This window comes from Rufibacter psychrotolerans (assembly GCF_016924645.1).
Classification (GTDB): domain Bacteria; phylum Bacteroidota; class Bacteroidia; order Cytophagales; family Hymenobacteraceae; genus Nibribacter; species Nibribacter psychrotolerans.
Genome location: NZ_JAFFJV010000002.1, coordinates 173,423 through 196,718, shown reverse-complemented (window position 1 = coordinate 196,718; position 23,296 = coordinate 173,423). Strand labels below are relative to the sequence as shown.

Below are 23,296 nucleotides of genomic sequence, written 5' to 3'. Positions count from 1 at the left end.
CCGGCCGCCGGCGGCGGCCGCCCCCCTATAACAACACCCCCCCCCCACCACGCCTCTCTTTTTTTGTTCCTTTTCTTCTGAGCTTTGGGGAGATAGCTCCGGCCCTTTGAGGGGGAGCCGTAGTACGCTTAAGCCCCTGGTTTTAGGGCTGTTTTACGCCAAACAGGCCTAAAATAGGACCATATCACGAAGAGTACCTCGGGGCACGGCAGGGCAGAGGCAACCTAAAGCCAGGAATGGGGTAACTAGCTAAAGTTAGTTCACTTAAACTACGGCGCCATGGAGAAAGACATAAAAGTGATAGAAAGCTATTATGAGTTCCAGCGGAGGGAGTGGAAGGCTTTCAGGGTGTTCTGGTGGTTGATGGGCCTGGTGCTGCTGGCGGCGGCTTTTGGGCTGTTTGGGAGAGGAATGCTCAGCGACAAGACCTACGCTGCCCACGGTACCCAGATTGAGTACAACAAGTTCATGCGGGTAGAAAAAGGCACGGAGCTGCACATCAGCGTGGCCGGGGCCGGGCAGGGCACCACCATCAGCTTCAATAATGACTACATCAGGAAAGTGCGGATAGACCAGGTGATTCCCGAGCCGGCGACGGTGGAGGTAAAAGACCAGAAGCTGGTGTACACCTTCCCCTCGGCCCAGAACGGCTTGATCACGTTTTTCTTGGTTCCCCACAAAATGGGCCGGCAGCGGCTGGAGATTACCGTGGGCCCCGCGCAGCTGCGCGAGACGCAATTCATTTACTTTTAAGCTTACCCTGTTGCTATGGAGTCTATTGTGTTACGGGCCTTGATTGTGTACGTCCTGGTGTTCATTATCCTGCGTATGGCCGGCAAGCGTACCCTGGGCGAGATGACGGCGTTTGACCTGGTGCTGCTGCTGATCATCAGTGAGGCCGTGCAGAACGCCCTGGTAGATGACGACAAGTCCATTACGGGCAGCATTCTGGTGATCTTAACCCTGGTGTTTGCAGACATTCTGGTGTCCTTGGCTACCAACAGGTTCAGGATGGTAGACAGCATTGTGAACGGCATCCCGCTCATTGTGCTGGAAAACGGCAAGCCGCTCAAAGACCGCATGCAGATGGCCCGGTTGCAGGAAGACGATATCCTGGAGGCCGCCCGCCGGTCGCAGGGCCTGGAGAGCCTGACGCAGATAAAGTACGCCGTGCTGGAAAAGGACGGCTCCATTAGTATTATCCCGTTCCGGGGGAACGACAACCCGGCAAGCCCCGGCACTACCCCAGAAACCTGAGCGCCCGTCCCGGGGAGCCGTCCCGTGCCGCAGGCCGGCGGGGCTCAGGGGAAGCTACCGTTTTGGGCAGGGCGCTCCCGGGCCTGACCGGCCAAGCCTTCTGCCCCCGCGTTGCTTGAGAAGTCGGCCCGCCAGTCTGCTACTCCTCGCCCAGGACAACGAAAGGCATGGGCCTAGCGCCGGTACCTTTTTGGGCCGGTTTTTCAGAAAACAGGGCCAAAACGCCCGTTTTACAGGACAGCCGTCCTAGGGAGGAAGCAGCGGCAACAAATGGGGTTTAACGAAAAGTAGCGGTGGGGCGGTTTGTGGCGGGTGAGGCGTACAGGAAGGTGCAGCAAAGAAAGGCATTCCCGCGGGGCGCGGAGTGGGGGCAGCAATATAGGGCAAAACCGGCCGGGGCGGCGCTGGGGTCAGATCAGGTTAAAGGCGCGGGCGTACTGGGCCAGTTCAAAAGAGGAGTGGGCGTGCAGTTTTAGTTTGATGTTGCGGCGGTGGGTATTCACGGTTTTTTCAGAGATAAACATTTCCTGGGCCACCTCATGGGAGCTTTTGCCCAGGGCTACCAGCTTGAGTACCTCGCGCTCGCGGGAACCCAGTTGCGCGAACTTTTGGTAATGTTGCCGAAGAAACGTGTTTTCCTCCAGAATGCGGTTCACCTTGGCAGTGACATGGTGCAGCGGATCTAGCGTAACGGCAATGGTAATGGTGAGCAGGGGCAGGCCTTGCTCGTCGCGCATGAGAATCTTCACGGTGCTCAGGTGCAGCATCCAGTCTTCATGGGCCGAGAAACGCACCTGCTGGAAAAACGTGAGCACCTCATCCTCGTCGTTCCGCTGCAGTAGGTCACTGATCAGCTTGGGAATGTACTCGGCAGATTCAATGGGGTTGAAGAAGCGGGTGTGGAAGTCGGGTCCCATTTCCTGCAGGTCTTCCAGGGTAACCCCAATCAGCTGCAGGCCCCGGGCCGACATGTATTCTACCGCCAGGTTTTTCCTGATGTTGTGGATCACCACCACGCCCGGCAGTTGGTCGGCTACGGCCGCAATCTGGGCTATACGCTCCTGCACCTTTTCCTGTAGACAGGTTTGTTCAAGGCTTTTCATTATAGGTTCTTAAATATTGTTATTAATTAGAAGGTATTTAATCTGGTATTTGCTTGATTATAAATAGTATACGCTAAAAGTAGGCAATATTTAATAAAAAGAGGCCTTAATTGCACGCACTCTTACATGAATTGGCAAATAATCTTTTTAAGTTTTGGAAATAATGAAGGCTAGCAAGTGCTGGTTCTGGTAAAACAGCCCTGCTCCTTACCAAAGGGCAGGGAAGGCCCCGGCGGTGAGAGTTGCTAAGAGGCCCTAGGGTGTTCCTGGTGGCTGGAGTAAGATTGTAGATTTTGTGCCTGATAATCAAATAGTTTATTGAAAATTAAATAAGGCGAAAAGGCATTGTTATCGGGTAAATATTCTTACCTTGTCCTGGGTTAAGGCGAGGGTCATGGAAGATTTCTGGGAACGGCATGACGACGAGGTGTTCATCTCCAAGATAACAGAGATGATGGAATTGCACTACCTGCTGGAGCGCTTCAACGTAACCACCTACCTTGACAGTGATTACATTGTCTGTTTTGATGACAGTGAACTCATAGGCAGCAAAGATGAATACGCCATTACCGTTATCACGTACTACCTGAGCCGGATAAGGGAATAACGCAGGCTGCTTCACCCAAGACAATCTCCTGCGGCAGAATATGCGGCCTGCATCTCTACGTTACTTCCTTATCTTTGTCCTTCACTGCTGCCGCTCACCCACATGGTACTTTTTGAGAATTTCCTGGTAAAACTGGAGTACAATCCGGTGGCCGACATCATGGAGGTGGCGTACCCCGACCTGGATGCCCATCTGCTCCCGGAGATCAGGCACTCCATGGAGATCCTGGTAGACCATGTGGCAAGCTATGACGTGAAAAACCTGCTGCTAGATTCCAGCCACTCTGCTGTTTCTGTGGGCGAGGAGGAGAGCAAAGAGATCTCGGCCTCTTTAACGGCGGGGCTGGCCAGAACCCGGCTACAAAAGCTGGCCAGGGTGCAGGCGGGGAGCCCGGCCGTTGAGGCTGCCGCAGAAAAGAACCTGCAGGTGGCCCAGACGGCCCTGCTGCCGTTTGAGCTCAGGAACTTCAGCAACAAGCAAGACGCCCTTACCTGGTTGGGCAGCAACCCATAATCTTTACAAGCTGGCACCCTTATTGCGCAGGAAAGCCCAGGGCCCGGCCAGGACTGGTAGTGCCCGCAGGGCCTTGTGCTACCTTTTATCTAATGCCACGTATAGCCGTTGGGTTGTGCTGTTGTTTTAAAGTTACGTATGGAAAATACTTTCGGGATACCTATTATCCCCGACAATGAGGAACAGAGACTGGCCAAGCTGCGCAGTCTTACTATCTTAAACAGCTATCAGGAAGAAGGTTCTTTCAAGCATATAGCCGCCATGGCCACCCGCATGTTCAACGTGCCCATTGCCCTGGTGAACCTGGTAGACCGGGATTACGTGTGGACCAAGGGCGGCATGGGCCTGGAGGCAACACCGCCGGTGCCCCGGGAAGTCAGCCTCTGCTCCCTGGCCATCCTGAAAGACGAGACCACCGTGTTTGAGAATGCCAGGCAAGAGCCTTGCCTCCTGGCGAACCCCATGGTCACCGGCGACTTTGGCCTGCAGTTTTACGCGGCGGCTCCCCTGACCACCTCAGACGGATACAACATTGGAGCCTTGTGCATTGTAGACAAAGAACCCCGCAGCTTTTCTGAGACAGACCAGAAGATCCTGCAGAACCTGGCTTCTATTGTGGTGGAAAACCTGGAGAAAGGCCTGGTGTAGGCCAGCTCCAAGCGCTACGCCGTTTGCGCTGGGCACCTAACCCGGGGCGAGCCGTTGGCGGAGACACTCGTAGGGGCTGCGCACACTACGAGGTCTTTTGAGCAGGGTAGTGCTGCTGGCAGGTGTTTAAGAGTGCCTAAATCTGGCCTGCGTACGGACCCGCACCAGCGACCAGGCACCAGGGCAGCGCTCCTGTCTCCCAGGCCTCTGAAAGGGGGCTTTCTCTCCCTGATTGTCTATTCCTGCTTGCCCATTGCTGGCGGTTGGTGATTTCTTACCGGTAGACCCGAGGCCGCTGCGTAGAACCACGGCGTTACGCGTAACGCTGCTACATTTCCTTGCTCGCGCCCATCACCTACTTCTCAGCCAAAGAAGAAAAAGTAATCATGCGCAGCACGAGTGACTCTGGCCCCTGAGCTACAGGTCTTGCCTGCATCAACTTCAAACTTCAAAAAGGCTGCAACAGGATTGGAACCCCATCTCAGCCTTGGCCCCGAGCGCCTCTAGTTTTCCAGTGCCGTAAGGCAGCGCCCGCAGGCGCAGGAAAGGTAGCAGTGCGAGGGAACAAGGCGGGGCCTCGCAGCCGTGAGCGCATGGCGGAGGAAATGGAACAAGGCAGTGATTTCGTACCGAGACAACCGGTACATCCCAGGAATATGGCGCGGGAGCAACCGGTACTTCTCCAGGAACACAGGTACCGGAACAGACAGCCACTCCGGCAGCAACAGCAAAACGCAAGCACCGCCACCACCGAGGAACCGCCAGGAAGTAAGCGGCATTTCTCCTGCAACAGCGGTACGCCACCAACAGGCTTAAAACAAAAAAAGCCACTCAATTGAGTGGCTTTCTGTTGCTCCCCCTCTTGGGCTCGAACCAAGGACCCCATGATTAACAGTCATGTGCTCTAACCGACTGAGCTAAGGAGGAGTTTATCATTTTCTGGCGGTGTGGCCTTAAATGATGATGCAAAAGTAGGGGCTGCAGACTTATGGCGCAAGTGTTGCCGCAGAAAAATTTCAAGTTTTTTTAGTAAGTCGCTGAAAATGAATTTTAAAATTTTCTGATTCTGGGCCGTTTTGAAGAAAACGGCCCGGAATCAGTATCAGCGCTTACCGGGCACGTGGGGCTGGCAGTTTAGATGGCCTCAAACTGGCGCAGGAAGCGGGCGTCGTTCTCGGTGAACAGGCGCAGGTCCTTGATCTGGTACTTGAGCATGGTAATGCGCTCAATGCCCATGCCAAACGCGAAGCCCGAGAATTCCTTGGAGTCAATGCCGCAGTTCTCCAAAACCTGCGGGTCTACCATGCCAGAGCCGCCAATCTCTACCCAGCCGCTGCCTTTACAGATGTTGCAGCCCTGGCCTTTGCAGATGTGGCAGGTAATGTCAATCTCGGCGCTGGGCTCGGTGAACGGGAAGAACGACGGCCGGAACCGGATCTGGGTGTCTGGCCCGAACAACTCCTTCACAAAGTAGTACAGGGTGTCTTTGAGGTCTTTGAAGCTCACGCCCCGGTCCACAAACAAGCCTTCTACCTGGTGGAACACGCAGTGCGCGCGCGCCGAGATGGCCTCATTGCGGAACACGCGCCCTGGTGACAGGGTACGGATGGGCGGTTTCTGGTGCTCCATCACGCGCACCTGCACGCTGCTGGTGTGGGTGCGCAGCAGCATGTCGGGGTTTTTGCTCAGGAAGAACGTGTCCTGCATGTCGCGGGCGGGGTGGTTCTCGGGGAAGTTCAGCGCCGAGAAGTTGTGCCAGTCGTCCTCCATCTCGGGACCCTCAGACACGTTAAACCCAATGCGCTCAAAAATTCGGATGATCTGCTCCCGCACGCGCGCCAGAGGGTGGCGGGTGCCCAGGGTGTGCGGCACCGGCGGCAGGGTAAAGTCAAGGCCGGCCAGGGCATCGGGCTGGGCACTCTGCTCCAGCTCCTCCTGCCTGGCGTCAAACTTCTGCTGCGCCAGCTGCTTGAGCTGGTTCAGTTCCTGGCCCACCTGCTTGCGCTGCTCGGGCGCCACAGTCTTTATCTCGTCAAACAAGGCGGCAATCTGACCTTTGCGGCTCACGTAGGTATTCTTGAAGGCCTCTAATTGCTCCTTGTTCTCTATAGCATAGGCTTCCACCTCTTGGGTCAGCCGTTTAATATTCTCCAATAGCATAGCGCAAAGATAAAGAAGTAATGGTGAATGCGTAAGGTTTTGTCAGGAAGACCCACGTTGGGTCAGCACTTCGGGCCGCGTGGCCCCAGGCAACCCCACCTTGCCTGGCCGCAACTCGCTTCCGCTGGAGCAAGGGACCCTTTCCCTGCCATCCCGCGCCAGGCAAAGGGGGCAGCGTAGCCCGGGCAGCAATGGCAGAAGCATGGGCGGAACTGGGCAGGCACCGCCCTCAGAAAAAATCAAAAAAAACTTCTTCGGGCGTAGGGGTTAAGCGGGGGTTGCTGGTCTATAAAGTAGGCGTGCTCCCTGCGGCGGCGAAAGATAAGGCTAACCCCTTGGTTCTCAAGCTCCGGTTAGCGTAGGGCCGGCTTGTACGGTGTTTCTCCCTTTGCGGGTGAGGCGCGGGTGCAGGCCTTGGGCAGGGCCGCAAAGGACGGATAGACTGTTGAAGGACTTTACTTTTACCCATATGATGACCGCACATACCCCCTCTATCGCGCGAGAGGTAGTTAAAATTATCAGTAAGACCAAGGAGATTAAGCCGTCACGTCTCCGGGTCTCATCCAACCTGAGCAAAGAGCTTGGGTTTGACACCGTAGACGTAGTGGACATCATCCTGGAGTTGGAAAAGAACTTCAAGATTGTGATTCCCGATGAAGTGCCGTTGAATACCGTTGGAGATTTTGTAGACTATGTCTCTACGCATACCATGCGTCAGGCAAGCTAACCCTTTACTACTTTAGTTACATTGCTCATTTTTACGCAAAAAGGCAGAGAGAGCTTCTCCCTGCCTTTTTGCGTGTTCCCTATCCTGTTCCTCTTCCCGCCTGCAACGGCTGCCTCCCGAGCATACTTCTTTGAATTTTAATGCTTGGAATTCGCCTTCCCTGCAGAACTGCCTTTCTTGCCGTACTGCTTTCTTGCCGTACTGCCGAATTCCATGGCTTTCCCTAGTTTTCTACAGTTTCCTCTTTCTAGAATTCCCTCGTTACTGGTTTCCCCAGTTCCCCAAGCGCTAATACTTCCCCGTTGTTGGTGTTCTCACCAACAACCTGAACGGCTCCTCCATCTGCCTAAAGCCGCTACTTCCTATTCCCTTGACTCAGGCCTCGATCTGCGCACATTTGACTAATTCAATAGAGGAGAATACAATTGGATTTATAACCCGTTTTCAAAAAAATAGCCCCAAAACAGGTCTGTTTATGCCAGACTCAGGACTCAGAACTCAAGACTCAGGACTACCTAAAAAACCTGCACCCGGTAAGCCTTCAGCTGCTTGTCCAGACCCTTGGCGTCTCCGCTGATTTGATCCAGCAGGGCCCAGAAGCGCGGACCGTGGTTTTTCTCTACCGTGTGGGCCAGTTCATGCAGGATCACGTAGTCGCAGAGGTGCTGGGGCAGGCGCATGAGGTGCAGGTTCAGGTTGATGTTATTGGTGTGGGAGCAGCTGCCCCAGCGGGTTTTGGCATTCTTGATGGTGACCTGCTGGTACGTGAAGCCAAACTGCCGGGCAAAGTGGGCCACCCGTTGCGGCAGGTACTGCTTGGCTTCCAGCCGAAGGGTGTACTCCACCGTCTTCCTGATGTAGTCCTGAATGTCGGGGTGCTGCCAGTCAATCTGTTCGGGGTACCACACGTAAAGCACGCCATCCTTCAGCCGGCTTTTGCAGTGGGGGAGCGGGTGGGGCAGCAGAAGCAACTGGTGGTGGCGCGTGCGGAACTCTGTGTCCGGCGAGAAAAGCGTTTTTTTCTCCTGTTCCTGCTGCTGGGAGGCCAGGTGTTTCCTGATCCAGGGAGTTTTTTCCTGCACAAAGGCCTCGGCCTGGGCCAGGGAGGCGCGCTTGGGCAAAGTAACCCGCACGCCCTGCCCGGGCCTGATGCTGATTCTCACGTATTTGGCGGTGGCGCTGGGCACAAACCGTACCAGGCCAATGGTATCAAACTCTTTCTCCAGAACTCCCTTTTGAAGGGCCGAGGCACGTTGCTTACTCTCCATATCTCCTGCAAAGATAAGGGTTACGGCGCTAAAAAGCCGACCCCTGGAAGCGGGGCCATGGACCAAAAAAAAAGCGCCTCCTAAGAGACGCTTTCTTCAATTTATTATGGGAAGCGTAAAGCGGTGAACGGTTAGTGCCGGATGAGTAGCTAAACAACCTTCCTCTCCATTCAGTCATTCACTCCCTCACTCCTTCACTCCTTCCCAAACTTAGCGCACGTTGCCGCCGTGGTCGGTGTCGTAGCTGTTGCTGCTGGGCACGCGGGTGCTGTCGGTGGTGGAGGCGCGTACGTTGGGCTCGCCGTAGCCGGTGGGCACGCCGTGGTCGGTGGGCTGGGCGTCATGGGTGGCCGTTGGATCTATCTCCTGCACGGGCGTGCCTTCTACCGGGTGCAGGTTGGTGACCTGAGGCGTGTGCTGGTTGGGGATAATGCCGCCGGTAGAGCCTTGCGAACCGGTAGAGTCATTGCCCAGTTGCATGTTGCCCTCGCCGTAAGTAGGATTCTGTTGCTGCGCCGAGGAGCCGAGGCCGCTGTTAGACGGAGCCGTTACCCGATCTGTGCCGTACTGGCCGGCCGGCTCGTTGGAGTACTTGGGGGTGTGGGCCGAGGTGTCTACGCTCATGGCCGTGGCCAGCTCGGCGCCAGGGTCGGCGGTGGTTGATTTTACCGGCTGAGCCGCTTCCCAGGCGTGGAACTTGTCAATCTCAGACTTAATGGTGGTCATGAACCAGGCCAGGAGGCTCACGTCATCCAGCAGGCCAATCACGGGCAGCCAGTCGGGCACCAGGTCAATGGGCGACAAGAAGTAAATGAGCACCGCAACGCCCATGACCACGGTGTTGGTGGGAATGCCCTTGTATTCGCCAGAGACGGCGGCCTTGATCATGCGCGAGAGCGAGGCCAGGCTTTCAAACACCTCACCGGCAATGGTGCCGAAGTCTTTTTTCTCGCTGGCTTTCTTGTAGGCGTCGTTCAGGAGCTGCTTGATGCGCAGGGGCTGCTTCAGGTACTCCTCGGCACTTTTCATGAACCGCTTGAAGACCGAAGACTCGTGTACGTTTCTGGTATTATTGGTTTGGTTTTCCATGGTATAGCTAGTAGTTAAAGACGCTGTAATATACGGCAGAACCTATATAACCCGAAGGCGAAGTAACAAAAAATCAGGCAGGGAAACAGGTGCCGCCGGCAGCGGCGCTTTTTGGGCGCGCGCCGCTGCCGACAACAGTTTCTATACTCTGTTTGGCCGCAAATAGTTAGAGCCGCTGCCCCTGTTCTGCGCCCTGCTTTAAGGCTTTTTCTTAGAAAACCGCCCCAAAACAGGGCGCAAAAAAAGCGCCTGCCCCGGTAAAGAGGGCAGGCGCTTTCTGCTGGCAAAGGGGGGCAGCGGTTAGATGACCCTACCGGCTGCGTAAAAATGCTTCTTGTAGTACGGCGACATGAGGGAGTTGATCATAACCCCGCCGTTGGTGGCCGCATGGATGAACTTACCGTTTTTCAGGTAAATGCCCACGTGGAAGATGGGCTGCCCGGGCCCGCGGCGGAAGAAAACCAGATCGCCGGTTTCCATGGCGGTCTTAGGCACGCGGTCCACCTCCTGGAACATGGAGCGGGAGCTGTGGGTGAGCGTGATGCCGTACACTTGTTTGTAGACTTTGCTCACAAACCCAGAGCAGTCGGTGCCGCGTTGGGTGCTTCCGCCCCGGCGGTAAGGGGTACCGATCCAGTTGGAGACGGTCTCCAGCAGGTCCTTGTCCTCGTTAAAGTCAAGCTTGAGGCCCAGGGACTGGGAGTAGTAGTTGTAGAAAAGGGAGTCTTTGAAGGTGAGGCTTTTCTCCCGGGTAACTTCATTGAAAAGGTCGGCGGGTTTAGAGCTGTTGTGTTCCAGCGCCCATTCCTGCAGCTGTTCGGCAGGGGTGACCAGTTGGGCTTCTTCAGAAGTGGTGGTGGCTGAAGAAGGCTGTACCTCATAAAAGAAGGACAGAAATGCAGAGCCTAAAGCTAGTGCAGACAAAACGTAACTTTTCATCATCTGTTTTAATGGTGAAACATCAAGTGGTACCGGCTGCAGCAGAGACCACTTGCGGCCCTTCCAACTGTAAGCGCCCAAGGCGCCGGAAAACAGGAAGAAAGCCCTTTTACAGAAAGCACGTGATTTTCCAACGTACCCTCATTATTTCAAAGGTAAATATGAAACCTTTGTAAACCAAACTCGTAAAAGCCCGATTTTATTGCCCAGAAATTGTGGAAGAAGGAAAAAGGTGCAAAAATGTAGCTTGAGGAGCCAGAATGCCGTATAATTTGGCAAAATAAAAAGATGCAGCCCCCGGAAAATAATTTGAAGATTATTGAGGACTCACTTCTGGCCCGCATTGCCCGCTGGAAGCTGAAGAGTGCTAACGTGGCCATGGTGCTGGGCAAAACTATACACCTGAGCGGAGTTTCCAAAGAAAATTTTCTGCGCGACAGCGCCTGGGTGGCCCATGAACTGGTGCATGTGCGTCAGTTTCAGGAACATGGCTGCCTGAAATTCTTATGGCTGTACCTGGTTGAGTCTATAAAAAAGGGCTACTACCATAATAAGTATGAGGTGGAGGCCCGCATGGCCGGGGTGAAAGAAAGCCTCCTGGCTGAGCAGAAACCAGAGCCGCCGCCCCCGCCCACTGTATAAGTACGCACAGTACTTACCTGCAAGAAAAAGAGCCTGCCGTTTAGCGCCTGTTTTAGAGAAAACAGGCGCTAAACGGCAGGCTCTTTTGGGGTGGCGTAGCTTTTTTAGGTTAGCTGTTGTTGCGCCATTTAATGGTGCAGCCAATGGCTTTGGTGCTGGTCTGCTGCACCGCCTTGCCGGTGAGCAGGTTGTCTAAAGCGGCCTCTACGTAGCGTTTCTGTACTTTCTCAGGATCACCGGAGTTGTCGTCAATGGCCCCAATATAGGACACTTTCAAGTCTTGCCCGGTTTTGGTGAGAACGTAGACGTGCGGGGTGCGGGTGGCACCGTACCGCCTGGCCACTTCCTGGGTTTCGTCCTGCAGGTACACAAACGGGAACTTCTTGTCTTTGGCCCGCTTCTGCATGTCAGCGAACGAATCGCCGGGCGAGAGGGTCACGTCGTTGGGGTTGATGGCAATGACCGGGTAGCCCTTGGGGGCATACTTCTGGTGCAGCTGCACCAGCCGGTCTTCGTACAGCTTGGAGTAAGGGCAAGTGTTGCAGGTGAAGGTCACAATAAAGCCTTTGGCGTTTTTCTGGTCGCGCAGGCTCACCATCTGGCCGTTCACGTTCTTCAGCCTGAAATCAGTGGCGGTGTCGCCCACCTGGTAGCCGTTGTTGGCCATGCGGTAGGCGGTGGTGGAAACAAGCGCCAGAACGCTCAGGAGCAGGACTAGGAGGGGGTAGGGTTTTCTCATAAGATTAGGGGTTTTGTGAAAACTTGGAGGTAAGGTGCTCTTGCAGTTGCGCCAGCGTGAGGGGCTTCTCCAGGAAAAGCCGCTGCTTGCGGGCATTGTTCACAAAAAGCGTAGCCGGAATGGCTCCGCTCCACGAGGGGTCTACCAGGTCAATCCAGGCATTCTGGTCGGGCTCGTCCAGCAGAAAGACGGTGCTCTTGAGCTTGTTGCGCTGCACAAACGGAACCACTTTTCGCTCCAGGTCTTTGGCAAAGTCCATGCTCACCAGTACCACCTGCACCGGCTTGCCCTGGTACTGCTGCTGAACGGCCTCAAAGTGGGGCAGTTCCTCAATGCAGGGCTTGCACCAGGTGGCCCAGAAGTTAATCACGTAGGTGGTGTCTGAGGTGGAGTTGAGGTACTTCTGCAGGTGAGACAATTTCACCAGGGGCACCTTGCCCGTTTGCGCTACGGCTTTTTCTGGCAAGAGAAAGCCTAGCACCAAGGCGCAGAGAAAGAAGGACATACGGAAGAACATGGCTATGCGGTATCTCATGACAATGTAACGAATCTTTTGGTACGGAAGTACACTCCTATACGATTGTAACTGTAAGTTAACCAAACTGTCATGACACAAAAACTCGCAGGCAAGAAAGTTGCCATACTAGTAGACAAAGGATTTGAGCAGATAGAGCTGGAGAAGCCCAAAGCTGCCCTGGAAGAAGCCGGGGCCGAGGCCCACATCATCTCCCCGCAGTCTGGCACCGTACGGGGCTGGGACATGACCGACTGGGGCAAGGAGTACAACGTAGACGTGAACCTGAAGCAGGCCGTGGCCGCCGACTACGACGCCCTGTTGCTGCCCGGCGGGGTCATGAACCCAGACTACCTGCGCACCAACCAGCAGGCGGTGGCGTTTGTGCGCGCCTTCAGCGACGCCGGCAAGCCCATTGCCGCCATCTGCCACGGCCCCTGGACCCTCATAGAGGCGCAGGCGGTGCAGGGCCGCAGAATGACCAGCTGGCCCTCGCTCAAAACCGACCTCACCAACGCCGGGGCCCAATGGGTAGACGAAGAAGTAGTCACCCACAACGGCCTGGTCACCAGCCGCAAACCCGATGACATTCCGGCGTTCAACAAGAAAATGATAGAGGAGTTTGCCGAGGGCAAGCACGAACGATAGCCCCTGAGAAACTTTCTCTCCCAGCAAAAGAGCCGGCCCCAGCCGGCTCTTTTGTTTTGGGGCGTTTTTGGGAAAACAGGCCCAAAAACAAAAATGGATGCCCCACAACAGGAGCATCCATCTTGCCTAAACCCTTTAGTATATTAACGCTTGCTAGAAGCCTACGCCTAAATAAACCTGAAAGTTGCCGGCCTTTACGTCATTGAGGAAACGCTGGGCGTTGGCCGAGTCAAACTTGCCCAGGTCGCCGAAGCTGCGGTAATACCGGCCGCCAATCCTGAAAATGGAAAGGCGTGCTTCCAGGCCCGCGGTGGCGCCGTAGTCAAAGGTGTTGTAGCCCTCTTTGTCAATCTCCTTGTCGTCCTGCTTGGCGGTGAGCATCACGCCCACCTGCGGCCCGGCGTGCAGGCTCAGGGTCTCGGTGAAGTTAAGCACGGCCAGCACCGGCACCTCAATGTAGTCAAAGCGCATGTTGCTGTCGTCAGACTTTACCTCGCGGCGGGAGTACAGGGCCTCGGGCTGGATGGAGAACACCCGGCCCACGCTGAACTGCGAGTAGAACCCGGCGTGCCAGTTGGTGGCTGTTTTCACGTTGTTGAGAAAGTCGGTGCCGTCGCCGTGCAGCGTGTTGAAAAGCACCCCGCCTTTCACCCCAAACCCGCTGTTGGTGCGGGCCAGGTCGCCGGTTTCCTCGTTGTGGTTAATAATGCCTCGGTTCAGGACCCGCTCCTGAGCCTGGGCGGCGCCCAACCAGAGGGTGCATATCAAGAAGAAAGTAAGTTTTTTCATAGTTGGCAGTACATTTGGGGTTGATAACAAAACCCTTTGTGTTATTTCGGGTTTCCCCTATATACTGTCTCCTAGCCAGAATGTTGCGCCCAAACCGCCCGTAAAAGGGGCTGGCGCGGCCTGCCGCGGGAGGCAGGGAATAGTAGAACGCCTGCCCTGAGCCTTTCCCACCTATGCTGAAAATTGCCTGGTCCCCCGAGTACGCGCACCCGCTCCCAGAAAACCACCGCTTCCCAATGCTCAAGTACGAACTGCTGCCCGAACAGCTCCTCTATGAAGGAACCGTGACCCAGGAGAATTTCTTCCAGCCCACCGCCCTGCCCCAGGAGCGCATTGTGCGGGTGCACGAGCAAGGCTACTGGCAAAGGCTGCGCCAACTGGAGCTCACGCCCGCAGAGATCAGGAAGACGGGGTTTCCGCTCTCGGCGGAGTTGGTAGATCGGGAAGTCCTCATCATGGGCGGAACGGTGCAGGCTGCTAAGTTTGCCCTGCAGTACGGGGTGGCCATGAACATTGCCGGCGGCACCCACCACGCCTTCACCAACCGGGGCGAAGGCTTCTGCCTGCTCAATGACAATGCCCTGGCCGCGCAGTATCTGCTAGACGAAGGTAAGGCCCGCCAGGTCCTGATCATTGACCTGGACGTGCACCAGGGCAACGGCACCGCCCAGATTTTCGCCCAAGAGCCGCGGGTGTTCACGTTCAGCATGCACGGCGGCAACAACTACCCCCTGCACAAAGAGCAGTCTGACCTGGACGTGCCCCTGCCCGACGGCATTGACGACGCCGCTTACCTGGCCCTCCTGCACCAGCACCTGCCCAGGCTGCTGGAGCGCGTGCAACCCGACTTCGTGTTTTTCCAGAGCGGGGTAGACGTGCTGGCCTCAGACAAACTGGGCAAGCTGGCGCTCACGCACGCCGGCTGCAAAGCCCGCGACCGCCTGGTGCTGGAGCTGTGCCACAGGCACCAGATACCGGTGTGCGCCAGCATGGGCGGCGGCTACTCTACCCGCATCGCCGACATAGTGGAGGCGCATGCCAATACCTTCCGGCTGGCGCAGCAGATTTTCTTTTAGGTTATTAGCGCGTGTTAAGTATCAGGTATCAAGTAGCACGTATCAAATTGCAGGACAGGAAAATCTTGCTACCTGATACGTGCTACGTGCTACAATCAAATGCGGGATTTTAGTTTGGTGTCTGGGGTTCTGAGGAAAGGCAGGGAGCGCTTGAGCACCAGGTAGAACACTGGTATGAGCAGAAGCACCAGCAACAGGTAGAGCATGACTTTCATGGTCGCGAAGAACAGGCTGATGACCATGGCTGATAAAAGGGTGGAGGCCGCCAGAAGCAGCCAGAGTTGAACGGGTTGTTTAGAGGAACTTCGGCCCATGGGTAAAAAGTTGGTGGAACAATCTGCGTTGCCAGGAGCAACGCCTTCAACCAGAGCATTCTTCTTGTACGGTATCCGTAGAAATCGCAGAAGTGCTTAGGTTTAAGTAAGTTACAAAATTTCCCTTGTTTTTGCGCTATTTTTCCAGAACGGGGCCAAAAATAACTTGCCACCTGAAGGCCCAGCGCCATTTTAAGCGATACCGCGCCACGCCGGCCTGCGCCAGGATGCGTTTCCAGTCGGGGGCGGTGAACGAGCGCAGCACCGAGAGGGGCGCGTCATTCTTCACCAGGTACGAGCGGGAGAAGATTCGCGTGAGGCTTTTAATGGAGTAATAGGCCAGCGGGTGCCGGTGAATGTCATTGATGAGCACGGCCACGCGTACCTGCCGCTGCAACTGCGCCAGGAGGGCGGCCAGGGCCTCGTCTGTGAAATGGTGCACAAACAGGCTGCAGATGACCACATCAAACTGCTGCTGGGCGAACGCGGGCGAGAAAACATCGGCTTGCCGGTAAGAGATCTCGGGGTAGTCCTGGCTCTGGGCGGCGCTGTAGTGCAGCATGTAGGGGTTGGCGTCAATGCCCACCAACTCTACGGGCAGGCGGCGTTTGCGGGCCCATTGGGCCACCATGCGCAGGGTGTCTCCGCCGCCGCTGCCCAGGTCGGCTATTTTGAGCTTGTTTCCGGCAAAATGCCCCGAAAACGAGCCGTTTAAGATCTGGTTGAGCCCGTGTCGCACCACGTCATGGCCGCCCAGCCATTGGTTGATCAACTCCAGCTCCTGCAGGTTGCGGCGCAAATCATCACTGGCCAGCGAGAGGTCATCCATGAGCTCCGGCTGGGTAGACCGCTGCCTAAACATAGTGCACCGACAACAGCATGGATTCCAGGGTAAGGCCCGGGCCGAAGGCAAAGCTCAGGATAGGAGCCTGGTGGCGGCTGGGCTGCAGTTCCTGCCAGAGCGACTGCAGGACAAACAACACCGTGGCCGAGGACATGTTCCCGAACTGCCGCAGCACCTGGTAAGCGTGTTTGTTGTCCTGGCTGGAGAGCCCCAGGGCCTGCTCAATCACCTCCAGGATCTTGCGTCCCCCCGGGTGGATGGCGAACAGGTCAATGTCTTCCAGCCTGAGGTTGAGTTTCTGCAACAGCGACTGCGTGAGCTGCCCAATGCCCTGCTTGATGAGCGCCGGCACGTACGAGGAAAGCGTCATCTCAAACCCGAAATCATGGATGTGCCAGGCCATCTCCTTCTGCCCCGAGGGGGCCAGGTCGCAGTGAAAGGCATCTACCCGCAAGGACAAGGGCGACAGCGGCTGCGGACTCACCAGCACCGCCGCGGCCCCGTCGGCAAAGAGCGCGTTGGAGACCAGGTGGTCGCTTTCGGGTTGCTTCTGGAAGTGCAGGGTGCAGAGCTCGGTGCAGACAATGAGCACGCGGGCGTCTGGGTGGGCGCGGCAAATGGTGTCGGCCAGCTTGAGGGCATTGAACGCCGCGTAGCAGCCCATGAAGTACACGCAGGTGCGCTGCACCTGGGGCGGCAGGCCCAGGGCCTCCACCAGCTCAATGTCCAGCCCCGGGGCGTACATGCCCGTACAGCTCACCGTGATGAGGTGCGTGATCTGGTCCGTGCTGATGCCGGGAACCTGCGCCAGGCATTCCTGGGCCGCCGCCACAGAGAGGGGCAGGGCCGCCTTGCGGTACTCGCGCATGCGGTCGCCCACGGTGGGGAACGGTTCCAGGCCGGGGGTGTTGGGGTAAAACTCAAAGTCGCCGTTCTGGCGGCCGTAGTCGGGCAGGGCGGTGTACCGCTGGTCAATGCCCGAGACGCGGTACAGCGCCTTCAGCTTGCGGGTGTCCTGCTCGTCTAACTGCAGTGCCTCGGCCATGAAATCAGCAATCTGCTGCTGAGGAAAAGCATGCGGGGGATTAGCCGTGCCGATGGCGCAGAGGTAACTCTTCATATCTTAAGTATAAGCAAAAAAGCGGCAAGATGTTTACCCCGCCCGATTGTTTTGCCGGGTGCTCCTGGTGAGCGTCTGGAGGGATGCCGTAGTCTGCATACTGCCAAGCCTGGGTTCAGGTTATCCTGGACCGGCTTCCTGGGCCCAGCTTGAGCGACCTGAAAAGGTTTCAGGGCTGATCTTCTGAAATTGGCCCTAAAACCGGCAGGCGGTGGCTAGAAGGGCTGGCCGTGGGTGCGCCGCATGATGGCGGTGAGGGCTGCGGGGAACTGTTGGAGGGTGGCCACCGCCAGCTCAGACAGGACCGGTTGCCCGAAGAGCCGCTGCACCAGCCGGCCGGTCTGCAGCCTTGCCCCAAAGTGGCGGTTCCACTGGCGGGTGTACCCGGCCTCCAGCTGGGACCGGGTCTGCTGGCCGTTCAGGAAAAGAAGCACCTGCTCAGACAGGAGCTTGGCCGAGTGGATGGCCATGGCCATGCCGTTGCCGCAGAGCGGGGTGATGAGCCCCGCCGCATCGCCGCTCATGAGCACGTGGTCTTCCAGGCAGGCTTTAGGAGCGAACGAGATCTCATTGATCACCTCGGGCTGCGGGTAGAGCGACTGGCTGTTGGTGAGCAGGTCCTTTAGGAAGGGATTTTTGCTGAGCTCCTGGGCCTCCAGCTCCGGAATGGTGCCGTGTTTCCTGAGGTTCTGCCGGGTGGTAAGATAGCAGAAGCAGTACTTGTCTTCCTCAATGGCCGAGACGCCGGCGTACCCGCCGGAGAAGTTGTGCAGGGCAATGACATGTTTGGGCAACCGGGCCCGCAGGTGGTATTTCACCGCCAGGTAAGGCGACCGTTCCTCAAAGAACGCCCGATTGAATTTGCGGTCCAAGGCACTGCGTTTGCCGTATGCGCCAATCACCACCGGGGCCTGTAGCTGTTGGCCAGTGGAAAGAGTAACCGTGAACAGCTCGCGCTCAAACGTAACGTCAGAGGCGGTGGTCTGCTGCCGGAACATGACCCCCCGGCGCAGGGCCAGCTCATACAGGTACTGGTCCAGCCGGTAGCGGCTCACGCCGAAGCCGCCCAGGTCCAGGGGTGCCTGCAGCAGGCGCCCGCCCGGCGAGGAAAGCTGGAAGTGGGTGAGGCGGGCCGGGTACAGGCTATCTGGTTCTGCGCCAAGGGTTTTCAGGTAGGGGAGTACCTCGTTGGAGATGTATTCGCCGCAGACTTTGTGGAAGGGGTATTTCTTTTTTTCAAGCAGCGTCACCTCCACTCCCTGGCCCGATAGTTGCAACGCATTCACCAAACCAGCTAATCCTCCTCCTATAATGATGACGTTGCGGGCGCTCATGGCATGTTGTTGGTTTAGTTCAATAATTATGGGGCAGTAACCGGTTGTTTACTAGTTTGTTTGTTTAAAAATGCAAAACAATGGGCTGTAACACTCGTAACACCTACTAGAAGAGCGTTGTAACAAACTGGTTGTCAACAATAAGTAAAATCCATGAAACACCTTATACTTTTATTTCTTACTTGTCTCACTTGCTATGAGTTGCCGGCCCAGGTGAAACCCAGGGCCCTGCCCACCGAACAGAGCCAGGAGGCAAAAGCCGCCCCAGATGATCAGGCCCTGTCTGTTTTCCCCAATCCTTCCAGTGGCGTCATCACCATCTCGTTAGACGGATTTGAGGGAAAAAGAACCGACCTGAAGATCCTGAACGTCATTGGCAACGTGGTGTACCGCGAGGTAATCCAGAACCCTGAGCCCCATTACGCCAAAACCCTTGACCTGAACAGATTTGCCAAAGGCTTGTACTATGTAAAACTTGAAACGCCCACGTACAGTGAAATCAGGAAGGTAATTCTTCGTTAGCTCTAAGCATGTTATAGGACAGAAGGCAAAGCACCCGCTTTGCCTTTTTTGTTGCAGTCGCGAAGCTTGTTTACTCCCTTCCAAAGGGGAATAATGCCACCAGAAAACAGGGTAACGTTCCTCATTAGGCCCTAAGTAACGGCAACCAGTTTAGGGGCTATTTTGCCAAAAAATGCCGGAAAACCACTTTTAAAATAAATTTTAGAAGTAGTGCATTCCATGAACGGCAGGGCAATATTCCTGCGTGATTAATTTCATTGCGCCAAATTGCTCACAAACCTTGTTTACGGCAATAAATTGTGCCAATTGCGCCAGGCAAAGGAATGTTGAGCCAGTAAGTGGCTGGCAAGTAGCGCAAAAAGTCTTTTTGCCCGCTGATCCTTTATGTACTATTCAGGTAATTAGGTTTTGTTTCTACCCCAGCAAGCAAAAGGCTAAGTAGCGGCAAGAAATAGCTGAAGAGCCAGCGGGACGAAGATACTGGAGAATTTTATTTCCCATAGACCAATGCTGGCGGGGGCAAAAACGGGTTGGGAGATTATCGCCTGGAGAGCAGGCAGGGAAGAAAATAGTGGCCTCGCCGGGAATCGAACCCAGATCAAACGTTTAGGAAACGTCTATTCTATCCGTTGAACTACGAGGCCCTTTGGCAGAGCCCTATTTTCTGATGCTTGCAAAAGTAAGCGAAAATTGATTGCAAGAAAATATCGGGCGCATTAATTCAACCCAACTTTTAGAGCAGCTTTTTCTCTGGGCTGGTGTTTAGACAGCGCTTGCGGCCTCGTGCCCAAGCTGCTAAAATAAAGAAGGGGCTTTGGCGTTTAAGGCTCAATTAAAAAAATGAGGCAATAAACGCATTTAATTAGAATAATAAACAGCCCAATAGCGCCTATTCCCGTACTGTAAATTATATTGAATTTATTGATTTAATTGGTGGTAAATTTCGGGCAATTGATATATTTGTGCAGACTTATTTCTACAACAACACATTAACTATGAGAGATCAACTTAAAAGTAAACTGGACAAGATGCAAATGGAGGTAATCCGTGAGTGTCAAAGTGTAGAAGATGTTCAATTGATGCTGGGTGTTTTCAACCAAATGAATGAGGCTCTTAACCAAATTCCAGCGTCAATGAACAGACCGCAGGGCGCAAAAAGAGGCCGCAAGCCTAAAAACGCAGACGCTAATTCTTAAGTAGAACTATCCTCTGATTTAAAGGAGCGAAAGGCCCAATTACCGGGGCTTTTCGCTCCTTTTTCGTTTTTAGGGTGTTTTGGTAAAAACAGGGGAAAAACCATCTGCTCAGCCTATAAACTTCCGGTCCTTTTTTCCAGTCATCTATTCTGCGCCACAAAGCTGTGCGCCAGCACCTGGGGTGGTGCCTTTTCTTTTTCCGGAGCCCTGCTTTTCTCCGCTGTTTCCCCGCTCTTAGCAACGGCTGCGGACCTGCCTGGTGGTACCCCGGGCAGGTTTCTTGCTGGCTGGTTGCCGAAGGGGGAGCAGGCCCCCAGAAAATTTTGCAACAAGTGCCCGGTAAAGGCAAAGGAAAGAGCACTATTCACGTATATGTGGCCTTAGAAGGTAGCTTACCAGAGTTGCCCCAACCAGAAAGCGTAACTGAAAGGCTTCTGACGTAGCGTAGTTTCCATGGAGTCAACAGTGACCAACATTTCTCTGGCCCCCCACGAGGCCGATGACACGCAGCCGGCGCTGCTGTTCATTCCAGACATTAGTGGGTTTACGCGTTTCATGCATGAAAACGGCGTACGGTACAGCCGTAACCTTATTGCAGACTTGCTGGAGATCATCATTGAGGCCAACATCCTCAACATGGAGGTGTGCGAGATCCAGGGCGACGCCATTTTGTTTTACAAGTTGGGCGGGCCGCCGGCCATTGACCAGATTGTGAGCCAGTGCAAGCAGATCTTCCTTGATTTCCAGAACTACCTCCGCATCATGGAGAAGAACGAGCTCATGGACGGGCCCAAGCTCTCTGAGAACCAACTCACCCTTAAAATAGTGGTGCACTACGGCCGCATCAGCGTGACCCAGATCAGGGACCACATCAAACTGATGGGCACCGACGTGATCCTGGCCCACCGCCTGCTCAAGAACAGCATAGAAGGCTCAGAGTACGTGCTCCTCACTGAGGGCTACCTGAGCACCCAGGAGCCCGAAACCGTGGCGCAGAACTTTGCGTGGTCGCAGTTGAAGGAAGGCGTGAATACGTACGAACACGTGGGGGAAATCAGGTACAAATACGCTTTCCTGACGCCCCTGCGCCTACTGGTCACCGACCCCGAGGTGGAGCATACTCACAAGCAGTACCCCAACACCTTCTCGCTGCGCGACCATATCAAAGCGCCGGTAGACCTGGTGCTGCGGGTAATCCAGAACTACCGGCTCAAGCCCCAGTGGATGCACCGGGTAAAGCGCGCCCAGCTAGACACCAAGAAGGTGCACCGCATTGGCACCAACTACCTCTGTGAGATGGAGAAGGGCGGCTCCATTGAAATGCAGACCCTGCAGAGCCGCGCAACCGCCGACAAAATAGAGGTGATTGAGAAAATGGCCAACTTCAAGATGTTCCCCAACTCGCTCATCTTCTACTACCTGTATGAAGACCAGCAGGAAACCAAGCTCACCCTGGAGTTCCACTACAGCAGGGTGTCGGTGGGCGATTATTTCTATGACTATTTCGGGCGCCGGCAGATAAAAGGGTTTATGAAGGCCTCCCTTTCGCGCCTCAAGGAGCTCTGCGAGCAAATCCACCAGAACAGACAGCAAAGGGCCCAGGGCCATCCTTGATAAAAACAGCGCGGGCTGCCCCTCTTAGAAGGGCAGCCCGCGCTGTTTTTAGGGAAATAGAACCGGTTAACGCGCAATGGCAATCACAAACGAAACCACCGTTAAGATAATGCCAATCATGAAGATGGTGTAGGAGATACGCAGCAACCGGTACTTGTTCTTGAGCACGTCGCCCAGGTAGTAAATATCGGTAATCATGTTGTTGTAGAGCGCATTTTTGTCGCGCATGATGTCGTGCATGCCGTTCTGGAAATCTTCCAGCGGGATTTTGGTGAAATTCCCGAAAAACAGCAGGTTAATGCGCCGGCTGGTGAGCTTGTTGGGCCGCAGGCGGAAGCTGGTCACCTCGGGCTGCGCCGAGATAATGGCCGAGATCACCGAGGCCAGGGTAGTAGCCAGCAAGATGCCCACCGGAATCATGAGAATGGGATTGCGGGTAAACTCGGCCCCGATGATGGAGGACTTGGTACCCAGGTAGGTGATGATGATGGACATGATGATGGCGTTGAGGCTGATCATCATGTTGGCCTTGTTATCAGCGATGGCGCTCAGGCTGATGTGGGTGTCATAGGTGCTCCGGAACATGGTCTCAATGCCTCGCTTGGGCTGGGCCAGGTTCTCGCGGTTCTTCTTCTCCTTCTTCTTGTTCTTCTTGGAGAGCTCCTGCAGGTGGTTGCGCTGGGCCTGGATGTTCTTGCTGAGCTGCTTGGAGTACTTGGTCTGGGCCGGCTGGGTCCTGAAGCTCACCGACAGCAGAAAGTCCAGCTGGTACTGGGCCCATTCCAGGTCAGAGAAGGTGCGGTTCAGGAAGATCTCCCACTCCACGCGCAGCAGCTCGGCGGTGGCAAAAAAGGTCTCCTTGCCAATGTTGGCAATGTCGGCGTCTACCAGAATGTCTTCCAGCAGGTGGTGGGTCACCTGGCCCTGCTTGGTGGCCATGATGCACTGGTTCACCAGGTCAATCTTTTCCTGGGGGTATTTCTCTTCCTGCAAGAAGGCCGTGGCAATGTCTACGCTCTCCTCTTCGTGGTTCTGGTAAGTGGTAATGTAACCCGTGTCATGGAACCAGGCGGCCAGTAACAGCACTTCCAACTCCTCCTCGGGCAACGCGTACCCTTCGGCCAGGAGCCTGGCTTCCTTTACCACCTCAAACGTGTGTTTGTAGTTGTGGTAAACCAACTTCTTTGATAATTTCTCCTTGAAAAGCGTGAAAACGTAGTTACCAGCTTTCCGGATGAGATCTTCTTTTTCCATAAATCAGGTGAGAGCGGTACTGCCTGTGGCACTTGCTTGGCAACCGCAAACAAGCCGCTGCCGAAGGTAGGTGAATCCAAAGGTCTACAACGCGAAACCCCCAGTCAAGGTTAGCCGAATTGCGCTGGCGCGGGTTAGCGGGCCGGTTTTTTGCCCGCGGAGAGCAGCCTTTCTAACCCCGGAATCCTTTCTCTTTCAAGCGCTTTGCGGCAGGCTCTCACCGTCCTTCTTTTCCGGGGCAGAAAAGCCTGTCTCCGCTGCTTTAGGGCTGTTTTCCTGAAATAGGCCCCAAAACGCGGGGTAGGGGGCCGCCGCCCAGAAGCCTGCCGGCTCAAATTTCTCCAACCCTGGGCGGGCGCCGTACGTCATAGAGTCAAAT

Annotated in this window: 25 protein-coding genes and 2 tRNA genes; 12 read left to right on the top strand and 15 right to left on the bottom strand. The window is 55.3% G+C overall.

The genetic code is table 11. From position 1 onward, the window contains the following. The first annotated feature begins 279 nt into the window (after window positions 1-279). Window positions 280-753, top strand: coding sequence for a hypothetical protein (locus tag JT718_RS02900; RefSeq protein WP_205500191.1), 474 nt, complete (start codon window positions 280-282; stop codon window positions 751-753). A 15-nt stretch (window positions 754-768) separates the two neighbouring features. Continuing rightward, window positions 769-1,257, top strand: a complete 489-nt coding sequence (locus JT718_RS02895) for a DUF421 domain-containing protein (RefSeq protein ID WP_205500189.1) — start codon at window positions 769-771, stop codon at window positions 1,255-1,257. Between the two features lie 410 nt (window positions 1,258-1,667). Here the strand turns inward: JT718_RS02895 and JT718_RS02890 are convergent, their stop codons facing one another. Next, window positions 1,668-2,360 (bottom strand): helix-turn-helix transcriptional regulator, encoded by a 693-nt coding sequence (locus JT718_RS02890; protein WP_205500187.1) that lies wholly within the window; start codon window positions 2,358-2,360, stop codon window positions 1,668-1,670. Window positions 2,361-2,754: 394 nt separating this feature from the next. Here JT718_RS02890 and JT718_RS02885 point away from each other — a divergent pair, with 394 nt between their 5' ends. The 3 genes from JT718_RS02885 (at window position 2,755) to JT718_RS02875 (ending at window position 4,128) form a co-directional block, all read left to right on the top strand. After that, window positions 2,755-2,967, top strand: a complete 213-nt coding sequence (locus JT718_RS02885; RefSeq protein WP_205500185.1) for a hypothetical protein — start codon at window positions 2,755-2,757, stop codon at window positions 2,965-2,967. Between the two features lie 102 nt (window positions 2,968-3,069). Beyond that, complete coding sequence (locus JT718_RS02880) at window positions 3,070-3,480, top strand: hypothetical protein (RefSeq protein WP_205500183.1); 411 nt, start codon at window positions 3,070-3,072, stop codon at window positions 3,478-3,480. A 138-nt stretch (window positions 3,481-3,618) separates the two neighbouring features. Then, window positions 3,619-4,128: a GAF domain-containing protein gene (locus JT718_RS02875; RefSeq protein WP_205500181.1), complete on the top strand. Its 510-nt coding sequence runs from the start codon at window positions 3,619-3,621 to the stop codon at window positions 4,126-4,128. Between the two features lie 853 nt (window positions 4,129-4,981). Here the strand turns inward: JT718_RS02875 and JT718_RS02870 are convergent. Both JT718_RS02870 and pheS read right to left on the bottom strand, forming a co-directional pair. Then, window positions 4,982-5,055 (bottom strand) — tRNA-Asn (locus JT718_RS02870). Window positions 5,056-5,262: 207 nt separating this feature from the next. After that, entirely contained in the window at window positions 5,263-6,288 is a 1,026-nt protein-coding gene (pheS, locus tag JT718_RS02865) for a phenylalanine--tRNA ligase subunit alpha (RefSeq protein ID WP_205500179.1), read from the bottom strand. 469 nt (window positions 6,289-6,757) lie between these two features. On the opposite strand from pheS, the gene JT718_RS02860 reads away from it, so the two are divergent. Further along, window positions 6,758-7,015 (top strand): acyl carrier protein, encoded by a 258-nt coding sequence (locus JT718_RS02860; RefSeq protein ID WP_205500176.1) that lies wholly within the window; start codon window positions 6,758-6,760, stop codon window positions 7,013-7,015. A 515-nt stretch (window positions 7,016-7,530) separates the two neighbouring features. Here JT718_RS02860 and JT718_RS02855 read toward each other — a convergent pair. The 3 genes from JT718_RS02855 to JT718_RS02845 all read right to left on the bottom strand — a co-directional run bounded on the left by JT718_RS02855 (window position 7,531) and on the right by JT718_RS02845 (window position 10,314). After that, on the bottom strand, window positions 7,531-8,283 hold the full coding sequence (locus JT718_RS02855; RefSeq protein ID WP_205500174.1) for a M48 family metallopeptidase: 753 nt from the start codon (window positions 8,281-8,283) through the stop codon (window positions 7,531-7,533). A 210-nt stretch (window positions 8,284-8,493) separates the two neighbouring features. Continuing rightward, entirely contained in the window at window positions 8,494-9,372 is an 879-nt protein-coding gene (locus JT718_RS02850) for a YkvA family protein (protein WP_205500172.1), read from the bottom strand. Window positions 9,373-9,672: 300 nt separating this feature from the next. Then, a complete protein-coding gene (locus JT718_RS02845; RefSeq protein WP_205500170.1) occupies window positions 9,673-10,314 on the bottom strand; it encodes a C40 family peptidase in 642 nt (213 codons plus the stop codon). 285 nt (window positions 10,315-10,599) lie between these two features. Between JT718_RS02845 and JT718_RS02840 the strand changes: the two genes are divergently transcribed. After that, window positions 10,600-10,953: a hypothetical protein gene (locus tag JT718_RS02840; RefSeq protein WP_205500168.1), complete on the top strand. Its 354-nt coding sequence runs from the start codon at window positions 10,600-10,602 to the stop codon at window positions 10,951-10,953. 109 nt (window positions 10,954-11,062) lie between these two features. On the opposite strand, the gene JT718_RS02835 is transcribed toward JT718_RS02840, so the two are convergent. Together JT718_RS02835 and JT718_RS02830 are read right to left on the bottom strand one after the other, a co-directional pair. Beyond that, window positions 11,063-11,692, bottom strand: coding sequence for a thioredoxin family protein (locus tag JT718_RS02835; RefSeq protein WP_205500167.1), 630 nt, complete (start codon window positions 11,690-11,692; stop codon window positions 11,063-11,065). 4 nt (window positions 11,693-11,696) lie between these two features. Beyond that, the gene (locus JT718_RS02830) at window positions 11,697-12,227 is read right to left on the bottom strand and encodes a TlpA family protein disulfide reductase (protein ID WP_240336887.1); all 531 of its coding nucleotides are present in this window, start codon (window positions 12,225-12,227) and stop codon (window positions 11,697-11,699) included. Between the two features lie 72 nt (window positions 12,228-12,299). On the opposite strand from JT718_RS02830, the gene JT718_RS02825 reads away from it, so the two are divergent. Continuing rightward, entirely contained in the window at window positions 12,300-12,854 is a 555-nt protein-coding gene (locus tag JT718_RS02825) for a type 1 glutamine amidotransferase domain-containing protein (protein WP_205500166.1), read from the top strand. Between the two features lie 153 nt (window positions 12,855-13,007). Here JT718_RS02825 and JT718_RS02820 read toward each other — a convergent pair whose 3' ends face one another. Further along, window positions 13,008-13,643, bottom strand: coding sequence for a porin family protein (locus JT718_RS02820; protein WP_205500165.1), 636 nt, complete (start codon window positions 13,641-13,643; stop codon window positions 13,008-13,010). Window positions 13,644-13,816: 173 nt separating this feature from the next. Here JT718_RS02820 and JT718_RS02815 point away from each other — a divergent pair, with 173 nt between their 5' ends. Further along, entirely contained in the window at window positions 13,817-14,719 is a 903-nt protein-coding gene (locus JT718_RS02815) for a histone deacetylase family protein (protein WP_205500164.1), read from the top strand. Window positions 14,720-14,814: 95 nt separating this feature from the next. Here the strand turns inward: JT718_RS02815 and JT718_RS02810 are convergent, their stop codons facing one another. The 4 genes from JT718_RS02810 to JT718_RS02795 form a co-directional block, all read right to left on the bottom strand. Continuing rightward, window positions 14,815-15,033 (bottom strand): hypothetical protein, encoded by a 219-nt coding sequence (locus JT718_RS02810; RefSeq protein ID WP_205500163.1) that lies wholly within the window; start codon window positions 15,031-15,033, stop codon window positions 14,815-14,817. A 136-nt stretch (window positions 15,034-15,169) separates the two neighbouring features. Beyond that, window positions 15,170-15,862, bottom strand: coding sequence for a methyltransferase domain-containing protein (locus JT718_RS02805; RefSeq protein ID WP_205500162.1), 693 nt, complete (start codon window positions 15,860-15,862; stop codon window positions 15,170-15,172). A 25-nt stretch (window positions 15,863-15,887) separates the two neighbouring features. Continuing rightward, the gene (locus JT718_RS02800) at window positions 15,888-16,997 is read right to left on the bottom strand and encodes a type III polyketide synthase (RefSeq protein ID WP_205500161.1); all 1,110 of its coding nucleotides are present in this window, start codon (window positions 16,995-16,997) and stop codon (window positions 15,888-15,890) included. 215 nt (window positions 16,998-17,212) lie between these two features. Beyond that, window positions 17,213-18,331, bottom strand: coding sequence for an NAD(P)/FAD-dependent oxidoreductase (locus JT718_RS02795; protein ID WP_205500160.1), 1,119 nt, complete (start codon window positions 18,329-18,331; stop codon window positions 17,213-17,215). Between the two features lie 153 nt (window positions 18,332-18,484). Between JT718_RS02795 and JT718_RS02790 the strand changes: the two genes are divergently transcribed. Further along, a complete protein-coding gene (locus JT718_RS02790; RefSeq protein WP_205500159.1) occupies window positions 18,485-18,853 on the top strand; it encodes a T9SS type A sorting domain-containing protein in 369 nt (122 codons plus the stop codon). A gap of 572 nt (window positions 18,854-19,425) precedes the next feature. Here the strand turns inward: JT718_RS02790 and JT718_RS02785 are convergent. Continuing rightward, window positions 19,426-19,497 (bottom strand) — tRNA-Arg (locus JT718_RS02785). Between the two features lie 351 nt (window positions 19,498-19,848). On the opposite strand from JT718_RS02785, the gene JT718_RS02780 reads away from it, so the two are divergent. After that, a complete protein-coding gene (locus JT718_RS02780; RefSeq protein WP_205500158.1) occupies window positions 19,849-20,049 on the top strand; it encodes a hypothetical protein in 201 nt (66 codons plus the stop codon). A gap of 453 nt (window positions 20,050-20,502) precedes the next feature. After that, window positions 20,503-21,663: a DUF2652 domain-containing protein gene (locus tag JT718_RS02775; RefSeq protein WP_205500157.1), complete on the top strand. Its 1,161-nt coding sequence runs from the start codon at window positions 20,503-20,505 to the stop codon at window positions 21,661-21,663. Between the two features lie 66 nt (window positions 21,664-21,729). Here JT718_RS02775 and JT718_RS02770 read toward each other — a convergent pair whose 3' ends face one another. Then, on the bottom strand, window positions 21,730-22,917 hold the full coding sequence (locus JT718_RS02770) for a Pycsar system effector family protein (protein WP_205500156.1): 1,188 nt from the start codon (window positions 22,915-22,917) through the stop codon (window positions 21,730-21,732). Window positions 22,918-23,296: the final 379 nt, after the last annotated feature.

What these genes read in the sequence shown, in the direction of transcription:
- JT718_RS02885 (WP_205500185.1), top strand. Translation starts at nt 2,755, where the DNA reads ATGGAAGATTTCTGGGAACGGCATGACGACGAGGTGTTCATCTCCAAG.
- JT718_RS02780 (WP_205500158.1), top strand. Translation starts at nt 19,849, where the DNA reads ATGAGAGATCAACTTAAAAGTAAACTGGACAAGATGCAAATGGAGGTA.
- JT718_RS02830 (WP_240336887.1), bottom strand. Translation starts at nt 12,227, where the DNA reads ATGAGATACCGCATAGCCATGTTCTTCCGTATGTCCTTCTTTCTCTGC.
- JT718_RS02900 (WP_205500191.1), top strand. Translation starts at nt 280, where the DNA reads ATGGAGAAAGACATAAAAGTGATAGAAAGCTATTATGAGTTCCAGCGG.
- JT718_RS02880 (WP_205500183.1), top strand. Translation starts at nt 3,070, where the DNA reads ATGGTACTTTTTGAGAATTTCCTGGTAAAACTGGAGTACAATCCGGTG.
- JT718_RS02890 (WP_205500187.1), bottom strand. Translation starts at nt 2,360, where the DNA reads ATGAAAAGCCTTGAACAAACCTGTCTACAGGAAAAGGTGCAGGAGCGT.
- JT718_RS02875 (WP_205500181.1), top strand. Translation starts at nt 3,619, where the DNA reads ATGGAAAATACTTTCGGGATACCTATTATCCCCGACAATGAGGAACAG.
- JT718_RS02790 (WP_205500159.1), top strand. Translation starts at nt 18,485, where the DNA reads ATGAAACACCTTATACTTTTATTTCTTACTTGTCTCACTTGCTATGAG.
- JT718_RS02860 (WP_205500176.1), top strand. Translation starts at nt 6,758, where the DNA reads ATGATGACCGCACATACCCCCTCTATCGCGCGAGAGGTAGTTAAAATT.
- JT718_RS02795 (WP_205500160.1), bottom strand. Translation starts at nt 18,331, where the DNA reads ATGAGCGCCCGCAACGTCATCATTATAGGAGGAGGATTAGCTGGTTTG.
- JT718_RS02895 (WP_205500189.1), top strand. Translation starts at nt 769, where the DNA reads ATGGAGTCTATTGTGTTACGGGCCTTGATTGTGTACGTCCTGGTGTTC.
- JT718_RS02805 (WP_205500162.1), bottom strand. Translation starts at nt 15,862, where the DNA reads ATGGATGACCTCTCGCTGGCCAGTGATGATTTGCGCCGCAACCTGCAG.
- JT718_RS02850 (WP_205500172.1), bottom strand. Translation starts at nt 9,372, where the DNA reads ATGGAAAACCAAACCAATAATACCAGAAACGTACACGAGTCTTCGGTC.
- JT718_RS02770 (WP_205500156.1), bottom strand. Translation starts at nt 22,917, where the DNA reads ATGGAAAAAGAAGATCTCATCCGGAAAGCTGGTAACTACGTTTTCACG.
- JT718_RS02855 (WP_205500174.1), bottom strand. Translation starts at nt 8,283, where the DNA reads ATGGAGAGTAAGCAACGTGCCTCGGCCCTTCAAAAGGGAGTTCTGGAG.
- JT718_RS02810 (WP_205500163.1), bottom strand. Translation starts at nt 15,033, where the DNA reads ATGGGCCGAAGTTCCTCTAAACAACCCGTTCAACTCTGGCTGCTTCTG.
- JT718_RS02835 (WP_205500167.1), bottom strand. Translation starts at nt 11,692, where the DNA reads ATGAGAAAACCCTACCCCCTCCTAGTCCTGCTCCTGAGCGTTCTGGCG.
- JT718_RS02845 (WP_205500170.1), bottom strand. Translation starts at nt 10,314, where the DNA reads ATGATGAAAAGTTACGTTTTGTCTGCACTAGCTTTAGGCTCTGCATTT.
- JT718_RS02825 (WP_205500166.1), top strand. Translation starts at nt 12,300, where the DNA reads ATGACACAAAAACTCGCAGGCAAGAAAGTTGCCATACTAGTAGACAAA.
- JT718_RS02815 (WP_205500164.1), top strand. Translation starts at nt 13,817, where the DNA reads ATGCTGAAAATTGCCTGGTCCCCCGAGTACGCGCACCCGCTCCCAGAA.
- JT718_RS02820 (WP_205500165.1), bottom strand. Translation starts at nt 13,643, where the DNA reads ATGAAAAAACTTACTTTCTTCTTGATATGCACCCTCTGGTTGGGCGCC.
- JT718_RS02840 (WP_205500168.1), top strand. Translation starts at nt 10,600, where the DNA reads ATGCAGCCCCCGGAAAATAATTTGAAGATTATTGAGGACTCACTTCTG.
- JT718_RS02775 (WP_205500157.1), top strand. Translation starts at nt 20,503, where the DNA reads ATGGAGTCAACAGTGACCAACATTTCTCTGGCCCCCCACGAGGCCGAT.
- JT718_RS02800 (WP_205500161.1), bottom strand. Translation starts at nt 16,997, where the DNA reads ATGAAGAGTTACCTCTGCGCCATCGGCACGGCTAATCCCCCGCATGCT.
- pheS (WP_205500179.1), bottom strand. Translation starts at nt 6,288, where the DNA reads ATGCTATTGGAGAATATTAAACGGCTGACCCAAGAGGTGGAAGCCTAT.